This window comes from Methanocella paludicola SANAE (assembly GCF_000011005.1).
Classification (GTDB): domain Archaea; phylum Halobacteriota; class Methanocellia; order Methanocellales; family Methanocellaceae; genus Methanocella; species Methanocella paludicola.
In genome coordinates, this window is record NC_013665.1 from 1,006,242 (window position 1) to 1,027,344 (window position 21,103).

General features: G+C 55.1%; 24 protein-coding genes. 10 read left to right on the forward strand and 14 right to left on the reverse strand.

The annotated features are described in order from the left end of the window. The first annotated feature begins 226 nt into the window (after window positions 1-226). Window positions 227-781: a SagB/ThcOx family dehydrogenase gene (locus tag MCP_RS05115; protein ID WP_197525930.1), complete on the forward strand. Its 555-nt coding sequence runs from the start codon at window positions 227-229 to the stop codon at window positions 779-781. On the opposite strand, the gene MCP_RS05120 is transcribed toward MCP_RS05115, so the two are convergent. After that, window positions 778-1,371 (reverse strand): L-threonylcarbamoyladenylate synthase, encoded by a 594-nt coding sequence (locus tag MCP_RS05120; protein ID WP_012899751.1) that lies wholly within the window; start codon window positions 1,369-1,371, stop codon window positions 778-780. The genes MCP_RS05115 and MCP_RS05120 overlap by 4 nt on opposite strands. Before the next feature lie 102 nt (window positions 1,372-1,473). Here MCP_RS05120 and MCP_RS05125 point away from each other — a divergent pair, with 102 nt between their 5' ends. Continuing rightward, a complete protein-coding gene (locus MCP_RS05125; protein ID WP_012899752.1) occupies window positions 1,474-1,839 on the forward strand; it encodes a DUF356 domain-containing protein in 366 nt (121 codons plus the stop codon). 390 nt (window positions 1,840-2,229) lie between these two features. Here the strand turns inward: MCP_RS05125 and MCP_RS05130 are convergent, their stop codons facing one another. After that, window positions 2,230-3,468, reverse strand: a complete 1,239-nt coding sequence (locus MCP_RS05130) for a proteasome-activating nucleotidase (protein ID WP_012899753.1) — start codon at window positions 3,466-3,468, stop codon at window positions 2,230-2,232. 99 nt (window positions 3,469-3,567) lie between these two features. On the opposite strand from MCP_RS05130, the gene MCP_RS05135 reads away from it, so the two are divergent. Continuing rightward, window positions 3,568-4,071 (forward strand): multiprotein bridging factor aMBF1, encoded by a 504-nt coding sequence (locus MCP_RS05135; protein ID WP_012899754.1) that lies wholly within the window; start codon window positions 3,568-3,570, stop codon window positions 4,069-4,071. A 26-nt stretch (window positions 4,072-4,097) separates the two neighbouring features. On the opposite strand, the gene MCP_RS05140 is transcribed toward MCP_RS05135, so the two are convergent. The 3 genes from MCP_RS05140 to hisC are packed head-to-tail and all read right to left on the reverse strand — an operon-like array spanning window position 4,098 to window position 6,327. Beyond that, window positions 4,098-4,736, reverse strand: coding sequence for a CDP-alcohol phosphatidyltransferase family protein (locus MCP_RS05140; RefSeq protein WP_012899755.1), 639 nt, complete (start codon window positions 4,734-4,736; stop codon window positions 4,098-4,100). Next, window positions 4,733-5,239: an adenylate kinase family protein gene (locus MCP_RS05145; protein WP_012899756.1), complete on the reverse strand. Its 507-nt coding sequence runs from the start codon at window positions 5,237-5,239 to the stop codon at window positions 4,733-4,735. The genes MCP_RS05140 and MCP_RS05145 overlap by 4 nt, the downstream gene beginning before the upstream one ends. Continuing rightward, window positions 5,236-6,327 carry a histidinol-phosphate transaminase gene (gene hisC, locus MCP_RS05150; RefSeq protein WP_012899757.1) on the reverse strand — a complete coding sequence of 364 codons (1,092 nt, stop codon included), beginning with the start codon at window positions 6,325-6,327 and terminating at the stop codon, window positions 5,236-5,238. The genes MCP_RS05145 and hisC overlap by 4 nt, the downstream gene beginning before the upstream one ends. 101 nt (window positions 6,328-6,428) lie before the next feature. Between hisC and MCP_RS05155 the strand changes: the two genes are divergently transcribed. The 3 genes from MCP_RS05155 (at window position 6,429) to albA (ending at window position 8,385) form a co-directional block, all read left to right on the forward strand. Beyond that, a complete protein-coding gene (locus MCP_RS05155) occupies window positions 6,429-7,703 on the forward strand; it encodes a phenylacetate--CoA ligase family protein (RefSeq protein WP_012899758.1) in 1,275 nt (424 codons plus the stop codon). Between the two features lie 96 nt (window positions 7,704-7,799). Beyond that, window positions 7,800-7,952, forward strand: coding sequence for a hypothetical protein (locus MCP_RS15850; protein ID WP_173332315.1), 153 nt, complete (start codon window positions 7,800-7,802; stop codon window positions 7,950-7,952). Between the two features lie 154 nt (window positions 7,953-8,106). Continuing rightward, window positions 8,107-8,385, forward strand: coding sequence for a DNA-binding protein Alba (gene albA / locus MCP_RS05160; RefSeq protein ID WP_012899760.1), 279 nt, complete (start codon window positions 8,107-8,109; stop codon window positions 8,383-8,385). On the opposite strand, the gene MCP_RS05165 is transcribed toward albA, so the two are convergent. From MCP_RS05165 to MCP_RS05180, 4 genes are all read right to left on the reverse strand, one after another. Further along, complete coding sequence (locus MCP_RS05165) at window positions 8,386-8,808, reverse strand: hypothetical protein (RefSeq protein ID WP_012899761.1); 423 nt, start codon at window positions 8,806-8,808, stop codon at window positions 8,386-8,388. 384 nt (window positions 8,809-9,192) lie between these two features. After that, window positions 9,193-9,882: an MBL fold metallo-hydrolase gene (locus MCP_RS05170; protein WP_012899762.1), complete on the reverse strand. Its 690-nt coding sequence runs from the start codon at window positions 9,880-9,882 to the stop codon at window positions 9,193-9,195. 771 nt (window positions 9,883-10,653) lie between these two features. Beyond that, window positions 10,654-11,955 carry an ABC transporter ATP-binding protein gene (locus MCP_RS05175; protein WP_012899763.1) on the reverse strand — a complete coding sequence of 434 codons (1,302 nt, stop codon included), beginning with the start codon at window positions 11,953-11,955 and terminating at the stop codon, window positions 10,654-10,656. A gap of 1 nt (window position 11,956) precedes the next feature. After that, window positions 11,957-12,646 (reverse strand): ABC transporter permease, encoded by a 690-nt coding sequence (locus MCP_RS05180; RefSeq protein ID WP_012899764.1) that lies wholly within the window; start codon window positions 12,644-12,646, stop codon window positions 11,957-11,959. Between MCP_RS05180 and MCP_RS16030 the strand changes: the two genes are divergently transcribed. Both MCP_RS16030 and MCP_RS05185 read left to right on the forward strand, forming a co-directional pair. Continuing rightward, window positions 12,594-12,968 (forward strand): hypothetical protein, encoded by a 375-nt coding sequence (locus MCP_RS16030; RefSeq protein WP_231845169.1) that lies wholly within the window; start codon window positions 12,594-12,596, stop codon window positions 12,966-12,968. The two genes, MCP_RS05180 and MCP_RS16030, sit on opposite strands and share 53 nt — an antisense overlap. After that, entirely contained in the window at window positions 12,938-13,996 is a 1,059-nt protein-coding gene (locus MCP_RS05185; RefSeq protein ID WP_012899765.1) for a sirohydrochlorin chelatase, read from the forward strand. Before MCP_RS16030 ends, MCP_RS05185 begins: the two co-directional genes overlap by 31 nt. On the opposite strand, the gene MCP_RS15855 is transcribed toward MCP_RS05185, so the two are convergent. Both MCP_RS15855 and MCP_RS05190 read right to left on the reverse strand, forming a co-directional pair. Continuing rightward, entirely contained in the window at window positions 13,968-14,144 is a 177-nt protein-coding gene (locus MCP_RS15855; RefSeq protein WP_012899766.1) for a hypothetical protein, read from the reverse strand. The two genes, MCP_RS05185 and MCP_RS15855, sit on opposite strands and share 29 nt — an antisense overlap. Beyond that, window positions 14,144-14,662: a hypothetical protein gene (locus MCP_RS05190; protein WP_012899767.1), complete on the reverse strand. Its 519-nt coding sequence runs from the start codon at window positions 14,660-14,662 to the stop codon at window positions 14,144-14,146. Before MCP_RS05190 ends, MCP_RS15855 begins: the two co-directional genes overlap by 1 nt. 220 nt (window positions 14,663-14,882) lie before the next feature. Here MCP_RS05190 and MCP_RS05195 point away from each other — a divergent pair, with 220 nt between their 5' ends. Continuing rightward, entirely contained in the window at window positions 14,883-16,295 is a 1,413-nt protein-coding gene (locus MCP_RS05195; protein WP_158301446.1) for a PKD domain-containing protein, read from the forward strand. A gap of 422 nt (window positions 16,296-16,717) precedes the next feature. On the opposite strand, the gene MCP_RS05200 is transcribed toward MCP_RS05195, so the two are convergent. The 3 genes from MCP_RS05200 to MCP_RS05210 form a co-directional block, all read right to left on the reverse strand. Further along, window positions 16,718-17,566 carry an RPA family protein gene (locus tag MCP_RS05200; RefSeq protein ID WP_012899769.1) on the reverse strand — a complete coding sequence of 283 codons (849 nt, stop codon included), beginning with the start codon at window positions 17,564-17,566 and terminating at the stop codon, window positions 16,718-16,720. Continuing rightward, entirely contained in the window at window positions 17,563-18,546 is a 984-nt protein-coding gene (locus MCP_RS05205; protein ID WP_012899770.1) for a single-stranded DNA-binding protein, read from the reverse strand. The genes MCP_RS05200 and MCP_RS05205 overlap by 4 nt, the downstream gene beginning before the upstream one ends. Before the next feature lie 152 nt (window positions 18,547-18,698). Next, window positions 18,699-19,109 carry a hypothetical protein gene (locus tag MCP_RS05210; RefSeq protein WP_012899771.1) on the reverse strand — a complete coding sequence of 137 codons (411 nt, stop codon included), beginning with the start codon at window positions 19,107-19,109 and terminating at the stop codon, window positions 18,699-18,701. 128 nt (window positions 19,110-19,237) lie between these two features. Here MCP_RS05210 and MCP_RS05215 point away from each other — a divergent pair, with 128 nt between their 5' ends. Then, the gene (locus tag MCP_RS05215) at window positions 19,238-21,046 is read left to right on the forward strand and encodes a DUF294 nucleotidyltransferase-like domain-containing protein (protein WP_012899772.1); all 1,809 of its coding nucleotides are present in this window, start codon (window positions 19,238-19,240) and stop codon (window positions 21,044-21,046) included. Window positions 21,047-21,103 lie beyond the last annotated feature (57 nt).

Consider the following 21,103-nt stretch of genomic DNA (forward strand, 5'->3'; position numbering starts at 1 on the left):
CTATGAGGCTTATATTTTTGCCGTATGTCGATGGTGGCCGGCTATACCGGTTGAAATTTATTTGACCCTGTATAAAATTTAAAACTATGGTATGAGGCGTTTGACATTTTTTATTATCTTTATCTTATTCATCGGGTGTGTTTCACCTGTTACGAACGAGGCAACAACAATGCCGGTTTCTTCTTCCAATACAATTAAGCTTCCTGCGCCGGTGAATGATGGCAATATGTCGGTCGAAAAAGCACTGGCCGGGAGAAGGTCAGTCAGGGAGTTCAAGGATGCGCCCCTGGATATCGCCGAAGTATCGCAACTGCTCTGGGCGGCACAGGGGATCACTGATCCGGATGGTTTCAGGACGGCGCCGTCGGCGGGCGCACTCTATCCACTGGAGGTATATGTGGCAGCTGGCAACGTCAAAGGGCTGACGCCGGGGATATATAAGTATAAACCAGTGGACCATGAGCTAACCCCTGTCAAGGCGGGCGATGCCCGGGCCGCCTTAAGCGATGCCGCCCTCGGGCAATCGGCCATAAAGGACGGTGCCGTCGTCATCATTATAGCAGGAGTCTTCGAGCGCACGACGGTAAAATACCCGGCAGGAGAAAAGTACGTCCACATGGAGGCCGGTCACTCGGCGCAGAACGTATATCTACAGGCCCATGCGCTCGGGCTGGGCACCGTGGCCGTAGGCGCTTTCTATGATGATGCGGTAAAGAAGGCCGCCGGTATGTCCGAAAACGAGCGGCCGTTATACCTGATGCCCGTGGGCAGGCCGGCTTAATCTTCGGTCGCGCACCCGCACCCGTACATGTACCGCCGGACTTCCTCGTACATGATGCCCTTGCGCACGACAGTATATTCGTGGAGATCCACGATCGTCGAAGGAGCGCCGTACCTGCAAGGGCCGCCGTCGAGCACGTAGTCGACGGCTATCTTTACCTCTTCCGCCCTTACCGGATCCTTTTCGCCATGCAGGTTGGCGCTGGTGGACACGATGGGCCCGGTCTGATTTATCAGGTCCAAAGCCATCTTATTGTCGGGCCAGCGGATGCCAATATACTTAGAGCGGGCGGTCAAAATATCCGGCAGGATCTTATTCTTTTTTAGAATGACGGTCACCGGCCCCGGTAAAAACTTCAATATAAAGTCCTCGCACTCGACCTTCGCCACGCTCTTGAGCATCTCCATGCTCGAGACGGCGATCGATAGGGGCTGGTTGAGCGGGCGATTCTTAATTTGATAAACCCTCTGGAGGGCGCCGACATCCGTCGCAAGGGCGCCGATGCCATAGACAGTCTCCGTAGGATAAGCGATGACGCCGCCGGTCTTCACGATCCCGGCGGCACGGGCGATGTCATTCCCGACAAGCATGATATGATATCGACGCGCGACCCTAAAAAATGTTGCATAATAGATATATTTATTACCAAGGATTGTCAAACAACATCTTACTCTTACGAGTAAGGGGTAAAAATGGAATCTTTTGCTGTAATTCGGGCCGACGACCCGGTAAAACTAAGCACAGCTATATCGGACTTGCAGAGGCATGGGGGTTTGACGTTTGCCATTAGTCCAAGAGAGCTGACGCCTAACGTCGCGGATAAGATACTTGTAGAGGTCATGAAAGTACCGCTCAAGAAGCAGTGTAAGTCAGCGGCTCTCGTGGCCCTGAGCGACGATGCTGGCGTCGCCATCGATGTGCTGGGAAGGATACATCCCCCTGCTCACGTGATCATCGTAAGCTCGAGGCACGATATTTACCCGCGTATTAATGAGTGTATCAAGCGGTTGCCCGAGATGAAGGATTACGTTACTCCGGTCATTCAGCGAAAGATGTAAAAAGGCCTTTATTTCTTCTTTTTCATTGGCCATTAGCATATGCTATATTGTATTTACTGTGCCATTTTCTATCCACACGCCTGTGCTGAAAAGCCCGCTAAGATGCATAAGTCCGCGAAGACTATTTCGAGCCCGAAGGCCGCGAAGCTTACGCGAAGACCGCGAAGACTATCTTAAAGAATTAATTATAATATAGCGCCTAATCCATTTGAATTTTAAATTATCTTTGAATGAATCTTCGCGGTCTTCGCGTAAGCTTCGCGGCCTTCGGGCTCGAAACAGTCTTCGCGGACTTAACCAGGCTTCGCGGGCTTAAAACGGAGATGCTAAAATAAATGAGGCTAATTCAACATAGCAATATCATTAAAAATAGTAAAAATGGTGTCGCCCTCAGGCGAACACCGTCATATTCATTTCGGTCAGGTTCTTGTTGCGCTCGCCCAGCACCTTCTGCATGGCCTGGGTGAAGTCGTCGTTCGTGACGATGTCCCGGTTACCGCGGATGGCGAACATGCCCGCCTCCATCACGATGGCGGAAAGGTCAGCGCCGCTCGTATCGTCGGTCATCTGGCCGATCTTCTTGAGGTTCACGTCGTCCGCCAGGTTCATCCTCCGGGCGTGTATCTTGAGGATCTCAGTCCTCGCCTCGGCGTTGGGCATCGGCACCTTGATGATGCGGTCGAACCTGCCCGGCCTCAGCAGCGCGGGGTCGAGGATGTCCGGCCTGTTCGTGGCCGCCAGGATACGCACGTTACCTCTCGGGTCAAACCCATCCATTTCGGCGAGCAATTGCACCAGGGTCCTCTGTACCTCACGGTCACCGGAAGTGATGCTATCCAGGCGCTTTGCGCCAATCGAGTCGATCTCGTCGATGAAGATGATCGAAGGCGATTTCTCCTTGGCGAGCTCGAAGAGCTCACGCACCATCCGGGCGCCTTCGCCTATGTACTTCTGGACCAGCTCCGAGCCGATAATACGGATGAACGAGGCCTTAGTGCTGTGGGCCACGGCCTTGGCCAGCAGGGTCTTGCCGGTACCCGGCGGGCCATAAAGCAATACGCCCTTAGGCGGCTGAATGCCGACCTTCTCGAACAGTTCGGGCTTCAGCAGCGGCAGCTCCACGGTTTCCTTGATCTCATTGATCTGGTCCTCAAGGCCGCCGATGTTCTGGTAATCGATGTTGGGGGCCTCGATGACCTCCATGCCCAGCACCATCGGGTCCTTCACCGGGGGCAGCACCTCGATGACCGCGAGCGACTGCTGGTTCAGGGCCACCTTCGCTCCCGGGAATATATCTTTCGAGTTAATGAATTGAGACGAATTAACGACAAATTTCGGCCCGCTGGACGATTTGATGACCAGTTTATTATTCGCCATCACGTCAACTACGGTGCCGACTAACAACGGCGGGGTCTTAAGCCGGTCCAGCTCGGCCGTCAGCTTACGGTTCTCCCGCTCATACTGGACCTTCTTGTTCTCGACGGATTTTTTTTCCAGCTCGATCTTGCGGTACTCCTCCTTCAGTCGGACATTACGCTCTTCCAGCTGTCGTACCCGGTCTAAGAGGTACTTGGAAAAATCGCTTACCGGCACGTCCTCCTGTATATCTACGCCCGATCCGTCTGCCATATGAATCATTAGGAAGTTATTTTTTCTTGTATATATGCTTATCTTACTGGATTATCGGAAAATTTATCCGTAAAACACGCCTCTAATACATGGATACATATGCAATGTGAAATATGCGGAGCAGAGATTTCCGGGAAATCGCATCATATAATCATCGATAGAGCGGAGATGAATGTTTGCGACCGCTGTAAAGGCTTCGGTAAGGAAGTAGAACGGCGTGGGCCGGTCACGAGCACGCGCCGCGGAGTGCCTGCCACCAGCGATATGAGCATGGTGCCCGTCAGAAGGGCCCGGAGAGGTGACCTTTTCGATAAGATGAGGGACCAGCTCATCGACGATTACGCTGATGTCATCAAGAAGGCAAGGGAGGCTAAGCATCTTACCGACGAGGAGCTTGCAGCGAAGATCCTGGAGAAGGTCAATATCATCCGTAAGGTGGAGCGCTCGGAGCTTGTTCCCGATGAGGCGCTCATTAAGAAGCTGGAGCGCGCGCTGGATATTAAGCTGACCGAGGGCGTTGCGGAGCCCGAGACCGGAGGCCGCCGTGGCGAGAGCAAGACGCTTACGCTTGGCGATCTGATCAAGGTGAAGAAGAATAAGTAATTCTTCACTTTCTTTTTTTAGCTATTTTACTTATTTTCGCCTTCCAGCAACATCTTCCTCGTATGCCATATACGCTGAAAGGCCGTGATGTGGCTGGCAATGCCAATAATGATCAACGCCCACCCGAGCACGCTATAATCCACGCCCCAGAGCCCAAAGGAAGGCACATAGGCAATATTAAGTGAGGTGGCCAGGGTCAGGATGATAAGCCGGTCCGCCCGTCCCATGATGCCGCCATATACTCGGCCAATGCCCACCGCCTGCGCCTGAGTGCCCAGGTAGCTGGCGAGCAACACGCCGGTTATAACGACAATGCCGATGGCAGGTTCCACGGATCCGCCAAGGCAGGCGCCTCCTATGATGAACACATCGGCATACCTGTCAATAACGTGATCCAAAAAGTCCCCGTACTTCGATGTGCTGTTCGTCTTCCGGGCCAGCAGGCCATCGGCGCCGTCGAGGAAGGCATTAAAGAATACGAAGACCAGGGCGGCGAACAGGACCCAGGGACTATTCAGGGAAAAGTAATAGCAGATGCCGGCCAGCATGGCGAAAAAGAGCGACAGGACCGTGAGCGAGTTCGCCGATACGTTGTAGGTCTCGAACACTTTAACGAACGGGTCCAGGATGAGCACGGCCGTGGATCTGAGAGAGTCCAATGTCACAGGAAGGCCTCCTCGCTAAAGTCCACGCTGCCGGGCCTATATCTGTCCGTGCCACGGATGGCCTCGAGTACCGCATCCCTCGCCTGCATTGGTGTCATATAGGTCGTGTCGATTTCATAAACCTTTTTATTGGTTTCCATTGCCTCTACGAGTATGACGTCGAGCGCCTCGGCCTCTATGTTTTCCTTAAGCTTGGCTTCACTCCATCCCCTCTTTGCCAGGCGCTCCCGTAAGGCCGTGGGCGAAGCCCGCAGCACGATGATCGTATCTACGGGGAGAAGATGTGCCGTATGGCCTTCAAGGATGACGTCTCCCTTAAGGGCTTTTACGTATCTAGAAAGCTTCGGGAGGTCGGCGATAAGGCAGCTGCGCTCCTCGTCCCTCCCCAGATTATAGCCATCCTTGATGAGATCGTTTACGTGGACGACCTTGAAGCCGGCGTCGACTAATTCGGCGATGGTGGACTTACCGGTGCCCGGAGTGCCCGTGAGCGCGACCTTCATGCGCCACCGCGAATATCCTTAAGGGCTTCCACGAGACGCTTATTCTGCGCGGGCGTGCCGACGGTCACGCGGACAAAAGTATCGCCCATGCCGCGGAACGAGGTGCAGTCCCGGAGAATAATGCCTCTCTTCATGCATTCGTCGGCCACGTACTTCGATTTGAGGGGCGAGACGTCCATGAGGATGAAATTTGCCTCAGAGGGCAGTGTCCTGAAGGGTATATTCCCCGCCAGGTACTTCCTTCCCTTCCGTACGGTCTCGACTGACTTTTCGTAATATTCCTTATCGCCGAGGGCGCCAATGGCGGCGGCGATGGAGACCCGGCTAATGCTGTGAGGGGTCGCGGCCTTCATATACTGCCCCAGGACCCATTCCGGGACGAAAGCAAAGCCGATGCGGAGGCCCGCCAGCCCCCAGGCCTTGGACATGGTGCGGCCCACGATCACGTTATCGTACTTCCTGACCAGTCCCAGCGCCGTGCGGTCGGCAAAATCGATATACGCCTCGTCCACGAAGACCAGGCAGTCGACTGCGGAAGCGATCCTTTCAATATCCTCTACGGGTGTGACATTCCCCGTGGGATTGTTCGGCGACGTAATGAATATGAATTTAGTGCGCTCGCTGACCTTGCTCAATATATCCTCGATATCGAGGCCATAGTCCGGCCTGCGGGTCGAAAAAACCGGTACTGCGCTGCTGAAGCCAGCCACGTTCTCGTAGTAGGAAAAAGTAGGCAAAGGTATGACTATCTCATCGCCCTTGTCCAGGAACACGCGCAACAGCGTCTCCATGACGCCATCCATACCCGGCCCGGTCACGATATTACCTACCGGCACATCGTAGTGCGCAGCAAGCGCTTCCCGTAGCTCAACACCATCAACGCTGGGATACAGGTGAATACTACTGGCCGCCTTTTTGATCGCCGATACGGCCAGCGGGCTGGGCCCAAGACAATTCTCATTAGAGGCCAGCTTAATGACATCCCGCTCATCGATCCCATAGGAGCGGGCGACCTCTTCGATATTCCTACCCGCTACGTACTCCTTCATCCGTTCAATCGAGGGCTTAGGTCTGATCACCGGGCTCACCTTATAAAACATTACTTCGAGAGGACGTACAAGTTTAAAGCATTTATCATGCTCCTGCTAGACCGTATCCTTTTTAATACTCTGTCACCTATGGTAATGGGATGGCGCAGTACTGGAACCCGGACATGGAAAAGCTGGACCGGAAGAGCATGGGAGACCTCCAGGCACGCAAGCTCCGCGCCATGGTCCGCGACCGCATGTTCCGCTATCATCCGTTCTATAGTCGAACTCTAAGGCAGCCCGGCATCGATCCGCAGGACATCGAGGGCATAGAAGACCTGAGGAAGCTTCCGTTCACGACGCACGAGGACCTTGTCGCCGACCCGGAGTCATTCATCCTGGCGCCCGTCGAAAGGGCGAATACCGTGCCGCGCATGCTGGCCTCACGTTTTCAGTATCTATTTTACGATGCCGTTGTCGGCAACTCCCGGATAAGGCAGATCGACGAGTACTATCCGGTCACCACCTTCGATACGGCCGAGGGCGTGCCGATATACCTCTCCAAGTTCGACATGGGCATCTTCAAGGAGCTCTGCGGCAGGGCCGCGATATGTGCCGGGCTCACGCAGATGGACCGGTACCAGAACGCTTACCCTTACGGCCAGAACGTCGACTTCTGGCATTCACATTACATGGCCCTGATGCTGCGCATTTTCGCCATGAAGACGGGACAGGCCGGGCCCCGGGAAGAGCTGGCCGCTGCGAAGCGGCTGAACCCCACGGTCATCGCCTGCGATCCTTATTATCTCTGTTTCATCGCGAAAGCTGCCGGTAAGGAACTGAGCAAGCTCCGCATCGCGCTCCTGTCGGGCTCCACGCTCGACGGGCCGCTTCGGTCAAGGCTGAAGGGCTTACTCGAAAGATCCGGGGCTTCTCCGGCCCTGGTAGACTCTTACTCCGTACCTGAGTCCAAACAGTCCATGCCCTGCTGTCCCGGCGGCCCGGGCTACCATACCTTTCCCGATGTCCACGTCTGGGAGTGCGTCGACGTAAAGACCGGGGAGCCGGTGGGCGAGGGCGAGCGGGGAGAGCTGGTGTTCACGAGCATCGACGGGAGAGGCACGACGCTGCTGCGCTACAGGACGGGCGATATCGCCGAGGGCGGCATCGTATACGGCGAGTGCGATTCATGCGGGCGGACTGTGCCCAGGATCATGGGCCCCATAGTCCGGCGTAACGGCGACCTGGCGGGCGACATCATGCGAGGTATGCTCGACATCGATGGCGTCCGTTTTGCCTCGATCGGGCGATCCCGGGATTCAAGGCTCACGATACATATCCAGGGCGAAGCGGAAGCGCGGGAACGGGCTTCGGGCATGGCAGAGCGGCTATGTAAGGGAAAGGGCGCCATACCGGCGTTTACCATGGGCCCGTAACATTGCTTCATTATCCAGACCCGATACTGCGTGGGCATCGCTCAAAAGATAGCTTCATATTAAATACCCTTATGTCATGAATTTTATGTGATCGTTATGGAAGAGAAAAACATTTCATCGTGCGCCGCCTGCACGCACTGCGGCGCGGAAATAAAACTGGGTGCGGACGAGGAGTGCCCCGGCTGCCACAGGGATGTAAAGGAGTGCATCGTCGACAAGGACGTCACGAGCTCCATATACCCGATGTAAAGGCAGCAATTCTTTTTTTATATTTTTAACTTTAGCATAGCCTTACTTTTCAGTATATTTCATATATAATCAGGCGTTATATTAACAGGCGAATGTGGAAAAAGCTATATTACTTATAAACGTTATATTTATAGGTTTACAAGGGGTCCAGCTAATGCCAGAAGACAACGTGATATACGTCGGTAACAAGCCGGTGATGAATTATGTGCTTGCCGCAGTCACACAGTTCAACGAGGGCGCCAAAGAGGTAACCATCAAGGCCAGGGGCCGCGCCATTTCCAGGGCGGTCGACACGGCCGAAGTGGTCCGTAACAGGTTTTTAATGGACGTGACGATCGATAAGATCCAGATCGGCACCGAGGAGCTTAAAAGTGAAAAGGGCGATTCGATCAAAGTTTCGTCCATCGAGATCTTCCTGAAGCGTAACGTGTAATTATCGCATCTTTTTTGATGCTTTCCTTATCTTTTCGAGAAGGGCGGCCTTACCTTCGAATGCCGACGCCTCGATGGCCTTTATTAATTCTTCGACCGTCAGCTCCTGGCCCAGGGTGCCCAGGAACTCCTTCTCTTCGTACGTCAGGTTGGCGCCCAGCGCGCCCCAGGTGGAAGCGCTCGAATATTTCTTTGGGCTCAGGCGCACCTGGAGGGATGGCTTAACGTCCACGCGCAGGAACGTATTGTTCTTGAAGCGTACCACGATAAGCGTATAGGCGCCGGGCCGCTCGAACAGCTCTTCGGAGCCCGCCCAGCGGCCGGCGGCCGCATCATAGGCCCTGACAGAAGAGATCACGCCGCGATGGCCGTCATAATATTTCCTGAATTCCTCGAGCGTCATCGCCGTATCCCTGGCCTTCATTCCAATTCCTCGTTCGCCGTATACTTTTATTCCGGCCTTAAATATTAATTGTATTTACGCAAACAATGAAATTGTAATTTTATCTTTTAATAATGTATAATACGCCTACGTACGCCAAAATAATTTTAAAACAAGCAGTTAAAAGTCAATAATTAAGGGTGAGCGGGTTGGTAGGGGATGGATTGGATTGTGCAGTTATAAAAACGGCATTTCACCCGCTCAAGTAGCTAATATGTAATCTTGTATAATAAATACTTTGCTGATTAAGACCATGATTATTGTTTTCATTATGTAAAAAGTTTGATTTTTAGAAATAAAACCCAATTTTGAGCGAATCCTCGACATGCGGCTGCTTATATGCCGTCGGCGCTTGCCTGTTTACGCTTAATGCTTCAGCTCGTGGTAAAGCTCCCTCACTTTTTCCGAGGCTCCATTCATTATAGGCTTGCCATGTCCCGGGAGCATGATACTGAAGTCCAGCTCCGACAGGCGCTTAATGGCTTTGATGGCGCCCGGCATGTCGGCGGTGAACTTAGGGTGGGGAGCGGCCAGCCTGCCGTCCAGAACGCGAATGGTGTCGCTAGAAAAGACCAGGCTTTGCTGCGGGCTGTATAGCCCCATGTTGCCTTCGCTGTGTCCGCTGAGCACGACCGCCTTCAGCCCTCCGAGCACGTCGATGGTGTCGCCTTCCTTGAGCTTGACGTCCACGTTGACGGGCCTGTACTTATAATAGACACGCAGTACGCTAAAAATGAGGCCGAACATCCCCCCTGCGACTCGAAGCGGCTTCCTGCCCTCGATAATGTCCGTCTCGCCCTCCGCGGCGATGACCTGTGCGCCGGAATCGTTCTTCAGGCCGTAGAGGCAGTTTATATGGTCCAGGTGGGCGTGCGTGATGATGATCCTCTTAATATCCTTCGGCGAGTAGCCCAGCTTCTGCAGGCAGCCGTAAATATTCTTCTCGTTCCCCCGCAGGCCGGTATCGACCAGCGTAACGCCGTTGTCGATGATGATGTAAGTGTTGCACCCGATGGAGTTATCGACCTGGTGGACCCCTGGGATAAGTTCCGTCATAACAGTTATCACGTAATATTTGGGCGATTCATCTTAAAATATATTCCCGCCGTCCTGGCTCATCCCGGAGTAAACGGAGACAGTTAGCGATGCTCGCTGGATGGCTCGGTTTCAGACACTTCTTTTTTGAGTTTTTCTGTGTCGGGTAAGCGCCTTTCGCTGATTTGTTCGGTCGGTATCACGAACCTCTCCAAAGGAATTAAACCACTAATTTTCTTTTATAATTTTTTCTCACTAAAACCTAAATCTCTAAAACACCGTAAACGCACGAACTCTCTAATACTCTGGGCAGTGCACGAACGCCCGAAGCCTCAAACCCGAAAAGAAGGCTCTAAAGCTCGAATGCACGTTCGAAACGCTAAACGAGCCTGCACAAACTCTCTAAGGCTCGGCTAAATCGCCAACGACACTAACACACAAAAGTACGGGGGAACCACCGGGCTCTTAGAGTGTTTTGCTTCGCAATTCGAGCAGTGCTCCACCGTTTAGCGTTTCGAACGTGATTTAGAGCCTTAGAGCATTATTTTCGGGTTAGCGCGTTAGAGAATTAGAGCACTGCCCAGAGTATTAGGGAGTTCGGGCATTGACGGTGAGTTCGAGGCTTAGAGGCTTCGTGAGTAAAATATAAAAAGAAAAATTAGTGGTTTAATTCCTTTGGAGAGGTTCGTGATACCGACCGAACAAATCAGCGAAAGGCGCTTACCTGGCACAGGAAAACCCCAAACAAGGAGTGTCTGAAACCGAACCATTCAGCGAAGCAGGGCTTGTAGTTCAAACTTTCTTCGGCGTGATGATGTCCTGCGGCACGTCGCCCGGGGCCTTGAGAGGATACGTCTTGATGTGCGGCTTCAGCAGGAACTGGCCGAAGTACTCCTTATCGACCTTGGGGAAGCTCGGGTGTATGACCCGGAACTTCGGGCTGAACTGGATGTCGAGCGGCAGGATGCTCTCGTCGAAAAAGCTGATGTCGAACATGTAGTTGCCCGAGGTCACGTTCGTGTTGATGATGAACTCGATGCGGCCCTCGTGGTGCTTCAGCCGGTACCCGTCGAGAGTGTTGATGTAGCGGGCCACGTGGAATTGCTCTTTTTCCTTCATCAGGCCCAGGCTGAACCGTACTTTGTCCAGGTCCACCGATGGGTGGAGGGCGTAGTCGAAGGAGTAGTGGATGTTACCGCCGATGGGATATGCCTCGAGCACGGCCCCATGCTCGTCGGTGATGCGGTGGTTCGTGACGTAGCACTTGTTCAGCTTTTCTATGGAATGGGACCGGGCCATGACCTCGCAGTCGTGCTCGAGCAGCAGCTCCTCGTACTTACGCACCGCCGAGTTGATGTCGCTGTCCAGGACAAGCCGGCCGCCGGCGTCCAGGACGATAGCGCGGGAGCACATGGCGGCGATGAGCCGCAGGTTATGGGAGACGAGCACCAGCGTAGCTCCCCCGTCCAGCATGCGGTTGATGCGCTCCTGGCACTTCTCGATGAACCGGGCGTCGCCGACGGCCAGCACCTCGTCGACGACCAGGATGTCGGGCTCGCAGTGGATGGCCACTGAGAAGCCGAGCTTGACGAACATGCCGCTCGAGTAGTGCTTCACCGGCACGTCGATGAAGTCGCCGATCTCGGCGAATTCCACGATATCGTCGAACCTGGCGTCGATCTCCTCCCTGGTCATGCCGTAAATGGCCGCGTTGATGTATACGTTCTCCCGGCCCGTCAGCGCTGTATGGAATCCCGCCCCCACCTCGATGAGCGCCCCGACCTTGCCCTTGATGGTTATCCTGCCCTTATCGGGCCAGAAGATGCCGTTGAGCATCTTGAGCAGGGTGCTCTTCCCTGAGCCGTTCATGCCCAGGATACCCAGCGTCTCCCCTTTTTTTAGCCTGAATGAGACGTCCCGGACGGCGAAGAACTCGTCCTTCCGGAGCACGTGGGGGTTCGAGCTCAGCCCCAGGAGGTTTCGCCCGATATCGTGCATGCCATAGAGCATCGACCGTTTCAGGGACTTGCAGTACTTCTTGGACACCTTATCGACAATTACGACATACTCGTCTGCAGGGCATCTCTCCGTCATGCTAGATCCGCTCCGCGACTCTCGTCTCCGTCAGGTGGAATATGATGAGGCTGATGGCGAAAACTGCAAGTGACAGGCCGACCGACAGCGCGAAGCCGATCGGCTCGCTGATCGTACCTGTCAGGATCAGTTCCCTCATGGACGATATGAGATAGTATATTGGATTAAATGCGGTCAAGGTCGCAAGAAGGCCGGACTCGGGCCTGACGTAAAGGATGGGCGTGAGAAACATGAGGAATGTCATGAGCAGGGTGATGAGGCTGCCAGTGTCCCGCATGATGCCGTTCAATAAAGACAGGATAAAGCCCAGGCCGAGCGTGAGCATGACGATCGGCAGCATGAGCAGCGGCACCAGGACGATGGCCGGGCCGGGCATTTTATGGAAATATATGAACAGGGCGCACACGAGGACGAACTGCACCGCGAACGAGATGACCGACTGGCCGACCGATGCGATGACGAGCGATTTCTTCGAGAAATTGATCTTCGTGATCATGGAGCCCGCGTTCACCAGCGAGTTGGTGCTCGCGATGAGCCCCATGGAGAATAGCTGCCAGAAAGCCATGCCGAGAATAGCATAAATAGGATATGGCACATCGATATGGCCGATCTGGAACAAGCCGGCGTTACTCAGCACGATGAACGAGCCGACGCTGACCATCGGCACGATGAAGGCCCACAGGAACCCCATGAACGATTGCCGGTATATGGCAAAAAAGTCCCTCTTGAAAAGCTGCCAGGTGAGCCATTTGTTCCGGGAGACCTCGGATCCGATCTCCCGCAGGAGCGCGATGTATCCCTTTTTTATCGAGTTGTCGGGCTCATACGTTGTGACCTGCGTCTCCTTTCCTCCCCTTTATCTATCCTGCATCGGTATGGATTTATTATTTTACGAACGTATCGTCGGATTTTTATTACCGCTCATCTATTCCATCATGAATAAATCCCGGGATCATAAAACGCGTATGGAGGCAGTGCATGCATGCGCAATGACCGCCCGGGGCTGCTGCTGATGTGGCACGGCGACTTCCCGGAAGGCTTTCTGGGCACGGAAGAGCATATGGCGCTCTACAAGAAGTGCCTTTTCGCGAGGGACGTCCTGGAGAGCCGGGACTTTTACGATACTCGCCAATTCGACGACGACATCGCCCTGGCCGGATTGCATATCGCTTATCACCTCCTGTCCCGGATGAAGCCGGGCCACCTTGAGCTTTCTTATCTCAGCATGCGCTCGCCGGGCATCAGGCAGTCGATTTACCGGACGGCGTCCCGGGGCGCCAGCCGTATCATCTGTGCGGGCGCTGCCGGCCTTATGCTCCCGGGCCATGGCGCCTCGGAGGGCATTCCCGCCGAGCTAAAAAAGGTCCTCAGGGATAATCCCGCCCTCGACCTGGTGATCGCGAGCCCCACCCTGGAAGGCGAAGACGTCGCCCGTCTCACACAACAGTCCCTCGAGTTCACGCTCCAGGGCCGGGCAGGCCGGTGGAAAATCCCCGAGCGCAGTTTCAGGTGCCTGGAGGACCTGGGGATCATACTGGTATGCTGCCATGATTTCAGCGCCGGGAAGTCGGCGGCCGTTACGGATCTGGCCGGCGTATCGTCTCGGCTATCTGAGATGTCCAGGAAGGCCTACGGGGAAAAAGAATGTGATATGGGCGGCCTCCTGCGCCCGGCCGGGCATAAGCTCAAGAAGGCAGGCTTCCACGCTGTCGAATCGGGATTCATGGATTTTGCCCTGCCCGACATCCACGAGGCCGCCGGCCGGCTGCTCGACACCGGCTGCACGCACATCGTGGCGGCGGGAATGCCGGCGCTATTGCACAGGCACCCGTATTCGTGCGGCGGACCGTCCGAGGCCATAGAGCGCCTGAAAAAGGCAATGCCCGACACGAGCATCGTATACGTAAAGCCCGACCCGGAGCCTATCGGTCCCTACCTGGCCGACGTGGTCATGTCCCGGGTGCTGGATGCCAACGAGAGCGGCATTGCGCTTAAGGATCTGCTCCGGAACACTAGCTCTTCTTTTTCGGGAAAAAGATGATCTTGATACCCCATATGCAGGCGACCGTCACCACGAGCCAGAAAACGTTCATGGGAGAAACGTAGGGCACCAGCCCGAGCATAGCGGCGATCATCAGGAGTATAAGGAGCCCGAGGACAACGCTCCACGGGCTGAGCTTGATCTTCATTACAGCACCTTGAACTTATGCCGGTAGCCGTACCGTTCGCTCTCGGGTATGTGCTGCATGGCGATGGAGCGGATCTCCATCATGATGTCGTGCTGTACTTTGCTCTCAATGTGGCCTCTCAGGCCGGCCGGGCCGCCGGCGGACATCTCGCGCATGACCCTTGGCATGTATCTCGAAGCAAATTCTTCGGGGTCCGCGAAAGCCTTCTCGATCATGATCCGGGCGTTCAGCGCGATGTAGTTCGACATCCGCACGTCGGATTCCTCTGCGGCTTTTTTCAGGTCGAAGCCCACCAGGGCCAGTTCCGGCCTATGTACCCCCGTCTCCCTGAGCGTCCTTTCGAATTCCGTATAAACGCGAAGCGAGATGACTTTTATGAATCGATCGTAAGACTTTTTATCGACAATGAGCGTAAGATTTTCATCCGGATGTGCCGGTTCCAGGTGCTCTTCGGGCTTCTCGCCGAACAGGGGCGCCTGCTTTGGAGCCGGCTTCTTATGTGCTTTCTTGACAGTCATGGCTGCACCCCATCCCTGAGATATGATTGACCTTCATGTTTAAGTGTTTTTTTGTCTTCGAATGCATCTTCTGGCCGGCCGGTCAGATTTATTTGGATAACTATATGTGCCATTACTAATTAATAGATAAAAGCATAAGTGGTGATTGTTCGAGGGAGCAGGTATGTCGAGGGTACTACGGTCCGTTCTATCAACGTCGTTAACCGTCTTATTTTTGTTAATGCTTATCATTCAATTCACTCTGCCCGTCACGTCCGAGGGCGAGGTCGAATTTCACGCCGATGTGACTTCAGGCAACGCTCCCCTGACGGTGCATTTCACCGTAGATTCTCCCACCCACGCGAGTAACCCGGTGTGGAATTTAGGGGATGGTAGTGGAGTCAAAGAGCTGAACCCAACCCATACATATAATACGCCGGGCACTTACGACGTGAGCCTGACGATCGATAACGGCTCAGGCGGCAGGACGACAACTGTGAAAACAGGCTATATAACGGTATATGAGCCGCCACCCGCAGGCCCGGTCGCGGAGTTTTTAGTCAATACGACGTCGGGTGAGGCCCCGTTGTACGTTCAGTTCACTGGCATGGCATCCGGAGGCACCCTGTCATACGACTGGGACTTCGGGGACGGCACGCAGCATAGCGCCGAGCAGAGCCCGCTCCACATCTACTCGCAGCCCGCGAACTACACAGTAAAACTTAAAGTAACGAACCCCGGCGGCACCGACATTAAGGAAGTGCTTATATCCGTGGCAGAGCCCACGGTCACGATCAATAATTCGACCCAGATGGTCACGGGAACGATCACGCCCGCTCCCACGGTAGTTCCGCCCACGGCAACTCCACAGAGCATCATTCCCTCCGTGAGCATCCCCAGTATTTCGCTGTCGAGCGATATTCTCCAGCTCATACTGGCAGCGCTCGCTGCCCTGGTGATCGCCGGCGCGATCATCTATTATTTCACTCACCTGAGCAAGAGCGACAGCAGCGGCGAAAAGCCGGCCCGGGATCTTATGCGTAAGCCTCGATCGCCGGTCCAGCCCCGGCGTGCACAGGCTGCGAAGCCGCCTGCAAAGGCCCCGGAGACTCCAAAGCCGCAGCCTAAACCTGCTAATCCTCCGGCTCCTGTGGCAAAGCCGCCCGCAAAAGCACCTGAGAAGCCTGCGCCTGTGGTACAGCCGCCCGCAAAAGCACCTGAGAAGCCTGCGCCTGTGGTACAGCCGCCCGCAAAAGCACCTGAGAAGCCTGCGCCTGTGGTACAGCCGCCCGCAAAAGCACCTGAGAAGCCTGCGCCTGCGGTACAGCCGCCCGCAAAAGCCCCGGAAGTTCCGAAACCACAGCCCAAGCCCGAGACTAAGCCTGCTCCTGTGGCACAGCCGCCTGTAAAGGCCCCGGAAGCTCCAAAGCCGCCCGTTAAGGCCCCTGAGGCACCGAAACCGCAGCCAAAACCCGAAAGTATTCCGGCTCCTGCGGCGAAGCCGCCTGCAAAGGCCCCGGAGAAACCTGCGAAAGCTCCGACACCTGCGCCAAAGCCCATAAAGAAGGACAGCGATCTGGACCAGGACTACATATACGGCCTCGTCCTCGGCAAGGACTCAGAAACCCAGAAAGACGGCACAAAAAAGAATTAAGATCCTTCCGCCGTTTTGGGATAATCATTTTTTTATCCTTTCACGTTATGCCGTCATTGAGTGTCCTTAACCACAGGGGCGCAGAGCGCACGGAGTTTCACGGAGTTTTTTTATAATTTGAGACTCAGAGTACACGAAGCCCGGTTTATTGGTTTTCCTGGGACACAGAGATTGTCGAGGCACCGTTGACCAATAAACAATTAACTTGTTTATCCTCAGCAGTGCCTCTCAAGACTCTGTGCCTCAGGGAAGTATAAACCCGTACTCCGTGCCCTCTGAGCCTCCCTTATAAAAAAATCTCTGTGTAACCCAGTGCTCTCCGTGCCCCTGTGGTTAAGAACACTCCGGGACGGCATAACGTAAAAACGAGCACGAGCATCAGTTAAAGCAATGTATAATACTAAAAAGCACAAGAACCAGAATTAAATAAGCTTGAGAATGCCGATACGGGGCTCGTAACACCGGCCCGCGTCCATCAGGGCATTCAATGTTTTTTCGACGGCCGACTCTTCGTAGCCCAGCCTGTGCGCGGCGTCCAGAAGCGCCTCATAGCTCACGCCGTCGCCCCGGTCAAGCCGCTTGATCATGTCCTCGATAATGGCCAGCGCCATGCCGTCGCCAGCCGCCTCCCGCTTTTCAGGCGGGGCCGCGTCCACGATCGTGGCCAGCGCGTCCATGACCATCTGTCGGTACGCGTCCATCAGGCCCGTGGAGACCTGGTAATGGTCCATGGCACGGGCGATGCCCGCAGAGTCCGCTGTGAAAGCGCGCATGTGCCTCTCCAGCTCGGAGCCCCTGAGGCCGCTTTCCATGGCCCGCTCCATGATCCGTACCGCCTGTAGCGTAAATAGCGCGGTCACATAGACCCACCGGTTCCTCACGTACTCGTCCACGATGTTGATCTCCTCCGGGCGGACGGACATATAATACGCCCCTTTTTCAGGGTTGAAGACCCGGGCTTTTCCCACAACGGCCACGTAGGCAGGGGTCTTCGCCGACGCCAGGAACAGGGCCGCGGACGGCTGATATTCGCCGGCGTACACCGTGAATACGCCCGTGGGGTCGGCGATCCTGGCCCGGTACATCGTCTGGCCTTCGACGCCGATGTTCTCCACTTCCGTGAGCACGCCCACGATAAAGACCCGGTTGCAGATGACGCCTGCCGGCGTCACGATGAAGTTGGGCGAGCGGTCCATGGACTCGCCCTGCTGTAAATTAGAATCGTTAAATTCCCGGGCGAACATCCGCCTCGCGACTTCCCTCTCACTCATCGCATGCTCCTTTGAGCTCCGCTCACCATAAGCTCCCGTGCCAGCCGTCCGATGTCCTCGTCCGGCCTCTTCGCCTTCGTCGCGATCAATATCCTGCCGTACTCGCCGCGGGTCACGTTACCTCTAATGGTGAACGGCCAGCCGATCAGCGCAGCCTTGACCTGCTCCTCGGCATTATCTATGGTGCCGCTCTCCAGGGCCATTTCCAGCTCGACGCCGAGCACGGCCCTCGTGAGCGTTCGGTCGAAGACGCATATGAGCGAGCCCGTGCCGTCATCTAATATCGCCTTGATGCGGAGGTCTTTTATGCCCTCTGACCGGCCGTGGGCACGGCACTGCCCTTTCTGCATCACGCGGCTGCATATGGGGCAGCGCTCGATGAGGCCCGACCCGGGGCGTATTGACACGACTTCCCCCTCGACCTCGATATCGTAGGCCCCGTCGCCCTCCGTCAGTTCCGCCAGGCTGCAGCGCCTCGTCGTATATCCGGGCACGTTCCCGTCGAACTCCTCTACGGTAGACCGCTCGCCGATGTTGACGCTCGGCATCCCGTGGAAGCTGTTCACGTACACGTTCTTCGCCAGGACGGCCCTACCCGAGAACAGCCCGGGAAAGTCCACCCATGCGGTGAAATGCAGCTTCGCCGTGGAGTCCTCGAGCATGCCGTTGACCACGGTCGTGGTGCCCCTTGACGTGGTGATCTCCCTATACCGGGGCTCGATCACGTTAGCCAATAATGTCACGCCCGTATCGCCGCTCCTCAGGTCTTTCAACAGCCTGATCGACGGGTCATTAGAGCTTTCAGGCTCCGCGGCCTCGCCCGCCTCGCCGGCATGCTTCTTCATTATGCTCCTGCGGGCTTCCTCAACGGGCACTTTAAAATCTATGATAAGAAGGTTCAGCTCTTTTTCCAGAGTATCTCTGTCTACTCCCAGCGCCCGGTTTAATTCCTCGACAATGGGCGCGATCTGGTCGTCCATTTATATCACCTGATTTAGTATTTATCGAGCTTTATCTATTTACAACTACATAATGGTTGTTAAAGCCCTTTAAATTTTATCTTTTCGGTCTTATGGCCGTTTATTAGGCTGTTTACGGCCATCGGCCACTTTTCCCATAATTATACAGCCTTTCACTTGAGTATGCGCAAGAACCTCAAGACGTATACCGCGTTGATGATAAAAACGGCGATCATCATGTACAGAAAGATCGTGTTGAACATGTCGAGGTTGGGCGTCAGGATCATCGAGATAATGGCGTATCCTAGGTAAGCCTCGGTGAACACGCTGATGATCATCATGCCATAGTAAAAGACGCTCTGGTTCTTGACCATGCGGGCGTTAGTGTTCTGGTAGCCCTGGATCATGGACTTTTGCTCGCTCGTCAGGTTCAGCGTGTTGATATACTCATCGAGCTCCTGCCGGTCCAGGTCGTCCTCGATCTTCGTCGTGTGTAACCCGTTACGGCGCTGGTTGATCTCCTCGATCTTCCGGTTTATCTTCTCTATCTTTAGTGCCGTATCATTGTCCACGCGTGTTTCCATAACGGTCGTTTATTAAGCTCGCGTTTGGGGGATAAATATCTTCTGATTATTTGAATGTCTTTTTAGTCTTGGGGCCATGCAAAAAGATATAACCGCAGGACGACGATATGTTGTGAACGTGAGCCGCAGTGGAACCGGCATACTCACACAGGATCCAGTCCGAGAGCGACGTACGCTCCATACAGTCCCTTGAGGACAACGGCTTTAGCTGCTGCGAGCTATTTTTCCCGGAGCGGGAGCCTCTCGACGCCCAGACGCTCAAGCTCATCGACGAGGTATCGGGCACGACGAACCTGCTACTTACAGCCCACCTCCCTTTCAAGAACATTAACATAGCCAGCGTCTACCAGTACGTTAAGGACAGCAGCGTGGACATGCTGGCGGGCATGATCGAAAGCCTGTCGGACTACGTCCGCATGGTCACCATACACACGGGCTATGCCTCGCCATCGGTCAGCGGCGGCCTGGAGAAGGCCATCGAGAGCAACGTGTTAAGCCTGGCGAAGATCTGCGACAGGGCCGGACAGTACGACATCATGGTCGGCGTCGAGAACGCGATGAACGAGAAGTACATGGTGGGTCGCAACTTCGCAGAGATGGAGCGCATCATCAAGGGCGTCAACCGGGGCAACGTTGGCCTGACCTTCGACGTGGGGCACGCCCGGCTTACCGGCAACATCGAGGACTACCTGGATAGAACAGAGTACATCGTCGAAGTCCACGCCCACGATAATTTCGGGTATACCGACGAGCACCTGGCCCTCGGGCACGGGAAGATCAACTGGGGCTACGTCTACGATAAGGTCAAGGACCTCAACTGTCCCTTCGTGCTGGAGCAAAAGACCGTCGAAGAAGGCCTTGAGAGCATCAAGTACTGGCAGAGCCTCTCCTCCGAGTCCAGCGCCTACTACCGGCTAAATAAGCTCCTCGGGGAGATACGCTCGGAAAAGAACCCGCGGCAGCTCCTGCCCATAAATAATGAGATGATACGGCTCTGCGAGAACGTGCTCGGCATGGGGGGCACGGGCAGCAACATCAATCACATCGTTTCCTCATGCCGGGAGGCCATGGCTTTCAAGATCGCCGAGTTCGTGCTCGAGGAGATGAAGTACTCCATGGGCCCGCCGAAGCACAAGTTCGCCCTCATGGCCGTGGGAAGCTTTGGCCGGGAGGAGATGTCCGTCGAGTCGGACCAGGACACGATCCTGGTGCTGGACGATACGGTGGACGAAACGGGGCGCCTATTTTTTAAGATGTTCTCCGAGAGCCTGGTGTCACGCTTATCTGCGGCGGGTTTCCCCAGGTGCCGGGGCAACATGATGGCGAGTAACCCGAAGTGGAGGGGCACGACCGTCGAGCTTCTCGCGCGGCTTGACACGACTTATGAGCGCTCGGTCATCATGGACGCACGCTTCATCGCCGGAGACAGACCCCTCGCGAACCGGTTCCTGAAGACCCTGCACTTCGCCCTGCACGCCGACCCGACCTACGCGACGGAGCTGGCCATCTCCGCCATCAAGGCCGAGGTGGGGCTGGAAGGAGACTCGTTCAAGGTCGAGTACTTCGCCGATTCCGAGGACGCCTTTAACATCAAGAAATACGGCTTCCGCATATACAGCCAGTCCATAAAGGCATTATCGGTCAAGTACAGCATCACCCGCACCAACATCGCCGACCGCCTCTGGAAGATGCACGACCTGGGAGTCATCGGCCGGGAGTCCATCGACCGCTACATGTTCGCCTACGACCAGCTATCCCGGGTCATGATGCTCGGCTACGTGCATAACATCAAGCGGGGCATCGTGAGTAACGAGTATATCTTTCCATATTCCTTGTCTAAGCGTGACCGGGAAGGCCTCAAGGAAGCGCTGCGTATCGTTAAGGAGCTGCAGGGCCTGTGCAGCGGCCAGTTCGCCATCGCGAGGACCATGCTGTGACCGGATAGGCTAGGGCTATATATTCATATAACAATAGTTTAAATGTTCAAGGTGATA

Excerpts from the sequence above, each read along its gene's own strand:
- MCP_RS05115 (WP_197525930.1), top strand. The coding sequence starts at position 227 with ATGTCGGTCGAAAAAGCACTGGCCGGGAGAAGGTCAGTCAGGGAGTTC.
- MCP_RS05120 (WP_012899751.1), bottom strand. The coding sequence starts at position 1,371 with ATGCTTGTCGGGAATGACATCGCCCGTGCCGCCGGGATCGTGAAGACC.
- MCP_RS05125 (WP_012899752.1), top strand. The coding sequence starts at position 1,474 with ATGGAATCTTTTGCTGTAATTCGGGCCGACGACCCGGTAAAACTAAGC.
- MCP_RS05130 (WP_012899753.1), bottom strand. The coding sequence starts at position 3,468 with ATGGCAGACGGATCGGGCGTAGATATACAGGAGGACGTGCCGGTAAGC.
- MCP_RS05135 (WP_012899754.1), top strand. The coding sequence starts at position 3,568 with ATGCAATGTGAAATATGCGGAGCAGAGATTTCCGGGAAATCGCATCAT.
- MCP_RS05145 (WP_012899756.1), bottom strand. The coding sequence starts at position 5,239 with ATGAAGGTCGCGCTCACGGGCACTCCGGGCACCGGTAAGTCCACCATC.
- MCP_RS05155 (WP_012899758.1), top strand. The coding sequence starts at position 6,429 with ATGGCGCAGTACTGGAACCCGGACATGGAAAAGCTGGACCGGAAGAGC.
- MCP_RS15850 (WP_173332315.1), top strand. The coding sequence starts at position 7,800 with ATGGAAGAGAAAAACATTTCATCGTGCGCCGCCTGCACGCACTGCGGC.
- albA (WP_012899760.1), top strand. The coding sequence starts at position 8,107 with ATGCCAGAAGACAACGTGATATACGTCGGTAACAAGCCGGTGATGAAT.
- MCP_RS05165 (WP_012899761.1), bottom strand. The coding sequence starts at position 8,808 with ATGAAGGCCAGGGATACGGCGATGACGCTCGAGGAATTCAGGAAATAT.
- MCP_RS05170 (WP_012899762.1), bottom strand. The coding sequence starts at position 9,882 with ATGACGGAACTTATCCCAGGGGTCCACCAGGTCGATAACTCCATCGGG.
- MCP_RS05175 (WP_012899763.1), bottom strand. The coding sequence starts at position 11,955 with ATGACGGAGAGATGCCCTGCAGACGAGTATGTCGTAATTGTCGATAAG.
- MCP_RS16030 (WP_231845169.1), top strand. The coding sequence starts at position 12,594 with ATGAACGAGCCGACGCTGACCATCGGCACGATGAAGGCCCACAGGAAC.
- MCP_RS05180 (WP_012899764.1), bottom strand. The coding sequence starts at position 12,646 with ATGGGGTTCCTGTGGGCCTTCATCGTGCCGATGGTCAGCGTCGGCTCG.
- MCP_RS05185 (WP_012899765.1), top strand. The coding sequence starts at position 12,938 with ATGCGCAATGACCGCCCGGGGCTGCTGCTGATGTGGCACGGCGACTTC.
- MCP_RS15855 (WP_012899766.1), bottom strand. The coding sequence starts at position 14,144 with ATGAAGATCAAGCTCAGCCCGTGGAGCGTTGTCCTCGGGCTCCTTATA.
- MCP_RS05190 (WP_012899767.1), bottom strand. The coding sequence starts at position 14,662 with ATGACTGTCAAGAAAGCACATAAGAAGCCGGCTCCAAAGCAGGCGCCC.
- MCP_RS05195 (WP_158301446.1), top strand. The coding sequence starts at position 14,883 with ATGCTTATCATTCAATTCACTCTGCCCGTCACGTCCGAGGGCGAGGTC.
- MCP_RS05200 (WP_012899769.1), bottom strand. The coding sequence starts at position 17,566 with ATGAGTGAGAGGGAAGTCGCGAGGCGGATGTTCGCCCGGGAATTTAAC.
- MCP_RS05205 (WP_012899770.1), bottom strand. The coding sequence starts at position 18,546 with ATGGACGACCAGATCGCGCCCATTGTCGAGGAATTAAACCGGGCGCTG.
- MCP_RS05210 (WP_012899771.1), bottom strand. The coding sequence starts at position 19,109 with ATGGAAACACGCGTGGACAATGATACGGCACTAAAGATAGAGAAGATA.